Source organism: Streptomyces recifensis (assembly GCF_002154615.1).
Classification (GTDB): Bacteria; Actinomycetota; Actinomycetes; order Streptomycetales; family Streptomycetaceae; genus Streptomyces; species Streptomyces griseoluteus.
Genome location: NZ_MUNH01000019.1, coordinates 1 through 4,909, shown reverse-complemented (window position 1 = coordinate 4,909; position 4,909 = coordinate 1). Strand labels below are relative to the sequence as shown.

Genomic DNA, 4,909 nt, shown 5'->3' with positions numbered 1-4,909 from the left:
CCGCCCGGGTCGACCGGGAGGGGACGGCGCCCGGTGGACGCCGCGGGGCAGATTGCGCCTGCCCCGCGGCGTCGACGTACTACTGGTGGACGTTGATGGCCTGCGAGGCCGCAGACTGCGCGACGGCCAGCGGCGAGAACTGGTTCACGGCCGCGGACTCGTTGTGGGCGTCCAGGTTCAGCAGCTTCTTCGAGATGGACGTCGACTTCATGAGGTTGAAGGAGAACCGGGCCAGCGCCTCGCGCCCCGGCAGCAGTTCCGCGGTCTCGGCGTCGAGCTGCTTGATGTCCATGGGAATTCCTCTCATTCGGGTAAGGACGCGCGGCCGGTGGGCGGCCGCACGGCGATCAGGAGGCCCCTCCGGGGCCGGCCGTCGGCTCGGGTGGGCACCCGAGGATCGACGGAACCGGTCCGGCGGTTTCTCCGTTCCGCTGCGGCCGGGCGTGGGGCGCCCGGCCGCAGCGGCCTGAACAGCGGCACTACGAGAAGGGAATTCGCAGTCGTGCCACACATCCGCTGTCCAATGTCTCCGGACGTTTCGTTCGGAGGGCCTGGACGGTAGCCGAAAGCGGAGCTCTGATGCAAACCTTCCATGTCCGACATGCGTTCAAATTCGCTCAGCCGTTCAACAGTTGAGACCTGATCAATCGCAAATTCCCAGCTCAAAGGGCTGGTTACGGACAACGCACCGCGTTCTCCGTACCGACGGCGGCGCGGGCCCTCAGCCCCCCCCCTGCGGGGGGCCTCTGCCGGAACCGCCGGACCGCCGGGCGCACGACGCCGACACACCGGCACCAGGGGCGCGATCCGCCGGCGCTACGCCCTCCGGGCGATCCCTCACCGGACTTCTCTCCCGCCGGCGCCCTCGACGGAACCAGGGGCGGCCTCCGGCCGGAATTCCCGCCCCCCACCGTTCGGTCCCGGCCCTTTCCCACGCGTCACTCCACTTTTCGAGGGGCGCCGAGAAAGCGTGAAAGATCACGGCTCGCCATTTTTACCACTCCTTGATCCGCCTGTCGGTTCACCTTATGGAGTGGCCTCGAGAGTTCCGGAAAAGGCCGCGGAAGGCCCGCCAAGAAAGGGCCTTTGACCTGTACTTTCCCCCGTCCATACACTCCATCGACCCCAGGGCGCGGGGAATTCACCGCCGGTGACGGACGGGGAATGTGGGATAGCTTCGACCCGCCGGTGGAACGGAAAACCGCTCCATCCCGGCTCGAAAGGAGAAGCAGTGAAGAATATTGCCAAGGGAGTGGCAGGCGCGCTCCTGGCCGTGGGCGTGGTGGTGGCACCGCTGGCCACGCAGGCCTCCGCCGCCCCGCTCGACGGTTCCGTCGCCTCGGCGCCGACGGCCTCACACCGTGACGGACTCGACGGCGACCGGCACATGGATCGCGGCCTCGGGGGGCTGCGTCACGCCGACCGCCGGTACGACGACGACCGCCGGTACGACGACGGCCGTCGGTACGACGACGACCGTCGGTACGACAACGGCCGTTGGCACGACCACGACTGGCGCGACCGGGGTCGTTCCTGCCGTTGGTTCGACGACCGTCACCGCATGACCTACCGCTACCGGTGGGACCGCTTCCACCACCGCGGGATGTGCTTGCCCTACTGGCGTCGTTGACCGGTCCGGTCCTCCATGCCGCCCGTGGTCAGGGTTCCTGACCACGGGCGGCCGTACTGTGTCAGGACCCGGGACACGGGGACCGGGTCAGACCGAGGGCACCTTGTACAGGGCGAGCACATTCTCGTCGGCCGCGACGAGGGAATCCGGGGCCCGCATGCTCAAAGTGCACATCGCGGCCCACAGGCATTGCAGTTCGGTCGCATCCAGCAGGATAGCTGCCGCCCGAATTACTTCAATCCAGCGCCTATCCAGCATTCCCGGACAGGATTCACCGGCGAGCAGGATCACCGGTTCTCCGAGACTGCCGCGCACTACAGCGGTCACTGACGCTCCTTGCACGAAGAGCACGTTCAACTCCTCTCGCCAAGGCGTAACGCACGACCCGCCCAGGAACCGCATAATGGTATCGGGAAGCATCGCTCCTTTTCGGCGCATTACGTGGTCCGGCCCGGAGCGAACACATGGCCGACCCGGGACGCGGACCGTACCGGCGGCCCCCGAGGGGACGAGGTTTGCGTTCCGTAGTAGACAGGGGCATGACGAAAAGACAGTTCCTGGGACCCGTCGCCGCCGTCGCCCTGCTGGCCCCGGTCACCGCGTGCGCGGGGGCGGGGCACTCTGCCCCCGCCGCCACGGCCACCGCGTCCACGAGTGCGTCCGCGAGTCCGCGTCCCCAGCCCGTCACCGCGGTCATGATGGACCTCATCGGCGGCAACGCCGGCCGCGCGGCCGAGCAGATGGGCCCCGACACCGAGGTGGCCTTCAAGGACGTGAGCGGTAAGGGGCGTTCGGTGGACGATCCGGCCGAGTGGAAGATCTGTGAGACCCGGCCGGGACCGAACCAGCAGATCACCGACTACCCGGTCGTCCTCGGGGTGGTGCGGGTCGGGGAGAGCTGCGAGTGAGCCGGCCTCACGCCTCGGCCGCCGCCGCGCGGGCCGTCAGCCGGGTCATCCGGGTGTGGGCCGACTCCAGGGGGCGGGGGTCGGACGCGGCGGGGCCCGGCCGCGAGGCCAACGCGGTCCATACGTCGATGAGTTCGCGGCCCATCCGGAGGGCCTGCTCCGCGTCGCCCACCACGCGCCACGCGGTCGCCGCGCTGCGCACGTTGCTGTAGGCCGCCGCCGGGTCGCCCGACTCGGCGCGCTTGCGGGCCAGGTCCAGCGAGAGGTCGAAGGCGCGGGCCGGGTCGCCGGTCAAGTACGCGATGTAGGCGCACAGTTCGCGCAAGTGCAGCACCTCGGGGTGCCGGGGCCCCAGCGCCCCGGACGCCTTCGCCACGGCCCGGCTCGCCAACTCGGCCGCCCGCTCGACCTCTCCGTCCCGTACGGCGTCCCCGACGCGTCCCAGCGCCGCCGTCCACACCTGCGCCCCGTCCGCCGTCTCCCCCACCGGCACTTCCGCGAGCATCTCCTCCGCGATGGCGTCGAACCGGCTCGGCGGAACGGGCTCGGGCTCGGCCTCGGGGGCCGGCTTGGGACCGAGGACGAGTTCGGGAGCCGGCTCGGGGGCGGCCTTGAGCCCCGGATCAGGCTTCGGCTTCCTGAAGTTGACAGTGCCGGAGGCAGCCCGGGGCTTCCGCTCCGGTATGGGCTCCGCCGCCGCACCCCCCATCACCGGCGGCGGACCGAACACCCCCCGGGGCGGCTGCACCGTCCCCGGCGCCGCGGGCAGCCTCGTCGGCTCGCCCGTCATCCGTGTCGTCCCGTCCGGCGATATCTCCAGCGGGACCAGGCACCCCGCCGCGTCGTCGTGGATGGTGGCCCGTATCGGGGCGCCGCGGGACGTGGCCAGATCGCGGAGGTGGTCGAGGACCGCGTCATGGATGTCCTCGTCCGGGGCCCGGAGGACGGGGGCCCCGGCGACCGACGCCGTGCCGGCGGCCGAGACACGGACCTGGACCGGCCGGTCCGCGCGCCGCTTCTCGAAGCTGAGTCGAGACATCCCTGTTCCCTCATTCCCCCCGGCGCCGCGCCCGGTCGTACGCCTCCTGCGTCCAGTCTCGCCGCCCGCGACGCGCCCGCGCGTCACCGCGACGTCACAGCCTCGCACCAGCCGCCCTTGCGGAGCACTACTTGCATGTGCATAAGATGCATGCGGATTCAACTTCTCTCGCCCCAGGGGTCCTCATGCGCCGTAGATTCCTCTTCGTCCTGGGCAGCGCCCGCACCCAGGGGAACACCGAGTTCCTGGCCCGTACCGCCGCCGAGCAGTTGCCGGAGGGGGTGGAGCAGGAGTGGATCAGGCTGGCCGGGCTGCCGCTGCCCGAGGCGGAGGACCTGCGGCACGACAGCGACCACGTGCGCCCCGCCCCCGACACCCCCGCCGGAATGCTGCTGGACGCCACCCTCGCCGCGACGGACGTGGTGATCGCCTCGCCGCTGTACTGGTACTCCCTCTCCAGCCTCACCAAGCGCTACGTGGACCACTGGTCGGGCTGGCTGCGCATCCCCGGAGCCGGCTTCAAGGACGCGATGGCCGGCCGGACCCTGTGGGGCGTGACGGCGCTCGCCGATCGGGACCCCTCGGTCGCCGACCCCCTGATCGGCAGCCTGAACAACTCCGCCGCGTACCTGGGGATGCGTTTCGGCGGGGTGCTGCTCGGCAACGGCAGTGGGCCGGGAGACGTACGCGACGACGCCGGGGCACTGGCCCGCGCCAAGACCTTCTTCGCGGGCGAGACCTCGCCCGCCCGCTTCCCGGGCCGCTAGGGCGTGTCCGCCCTACGCCGTGATGTCCTTCGCCGTGAACCGCGCCCACGCGGCCGTGCCGAACACCGCCGCGTAGACCGCCTGGAGGACCAGGTTGCGGCGGAGGTCGTCCCAGAGGACCGGGTCGCGCAGGAGGTCCGCGAAGGACAGCCAGTAGTGCGAGAACAGGTACGGCTGGATCGCGTGGAGCTGCGGGATCTGGTCGAGGATCTGGACGGTGATCAGCAGCCCCACCGTGGTCGCCATCGCCGCGATCCCGCTGTTGGTGAGCGTCGACACGAACAGCCCGAGCGCCGCCACCCCGGTCAGCGAGGCCGCCACGGCGAGGGCGATCAGCAGCGCCCGGAGCAGCCCGTCGCCGAACCCGATCCGCGTACCGGAGATCGTGGTGACCTCCCCCAGCGGGAACAGCAGCGCGCCCACGGCCAGCGCGGAGACCGCGACCACCAGCGTGGCCAGCAGGCAGAAGGCCAGGACGGTCGCGTACTTGGTCAGCAGCAGCCGGGTGCGGCCCGCCGGGGCGACCAGCAGATAGCGCAGCGTGCCCGCACCCGGCTGCTGCTGA

7 protein-coding genes are annotated in these 4,909 nt (G+C 70.9%); 3 read left to right on the top strand and 4 right to left on the bottom strand.

What is annotated here, in order from left to right; genetic code table 11:
* Window positions 1-79 precede the first annotated feature (79 nt).
* Window positions 80-292, bottom strand: coding sequence for a hypothetical protein (locus tag CCN33_RS01245; protein WP_086690156.1), 213 nt, complete (start codon window positions 290-292; stop codon window positions 80-82).
* A gap of 939 nt (window positions 293-1,231) precedes the next feature.
* Here CCN33_RS01245 and CCN33_RS01240 point away from each other — a divergent pair.
* Complete coding sequence (locus CCN33_RS01240; protein ID WP_140394445.1) at window positions 1,232-1,630, top strand: hypothetical protein; 399 nt, start codon at window positions 1,232-1,234, stop codon at window positions 1,628-1,630.
* A gap of 87 nt (window positions 1,631-1,717) precedes the next feature.
* On the opposite strand, the gene CCN33_RS01235 is transcribed toward CCN33_RS01240, so the two are convergent.
* Window positions 1,718-1,957: a hypothetical protein gene (locus tag CCN33_RS01235; RefSeq protein ID WP_140394444.1), complete on the bottom strand. Its 240-nt coding sequence runs from the start codon at window positions 1,955-1,957 to the stop codon at window positions 1,718-1,720.
* Window positions 1,958-2,169: 212 nt separating this feature from the next.
* Between CCN33_RS01235 and CCN33_RS01230 the strand changes: the two genes are divergently transcribed.
* Window positions 2,170-2,538, top strand: coding sequence for a hypothetical protein (locus tag CCN33_RS01230; RefSeq protein ID WP_086690151.1), 369 nt, complete (start codon window positions 2,170-2,172; stop codon window positions 2,536-2,538).
* A gap of 7 nt (window positions 2,539-2,545) precedes the next feature.
* Here CCN33_RS01230 and CCN33_RS01225 read toward each other — a convergent pair whose 3' ends face one another.
* Window positions 2,546-3,577: a tetratricopeptide repeat protein gene (locus tag CCN33_RS01225; protein ID WP_244173533.1), complete on the bottom strand. Its 1,032-nt coding sequence runs from the start codon at window positions 3,575-3,577 to the stop codon at window positions 2,546-2,548.
* Between the two features lie 185 nt (window positions 3,578-3,762).
* Here CCN33_RS01225 and CCN33_RS01220 point away from each other — a divergent pair, with 185 nt between their 5' ends.
* The gene (locus tag CCN33_RS01220; RefSeq protein ID WP_086690149.1) at window positions 3,763-4,344 is read left to right on the top strand and encodes a flavodoxin family protein; all 582 of its coding nucleotides are present in this window, start codon (window positions 3,763-3,765) and stop codon (window positions 4,342-4,344) included.
* A 12-nt stretch (window positions 4,345-4,356) separates the two neighbouring features.
* Here the strand turns inward: CCN33_RS01220 and CCN33_RS01215 are convergent.
* On the bottom strand, window positions 4,357-4,909 hold a 553-nt coding region (locus CCN33_RS01215; RefSeq protein WP_140394443.1), incomplete at its 5' end, for a P-loop NTPase family protein.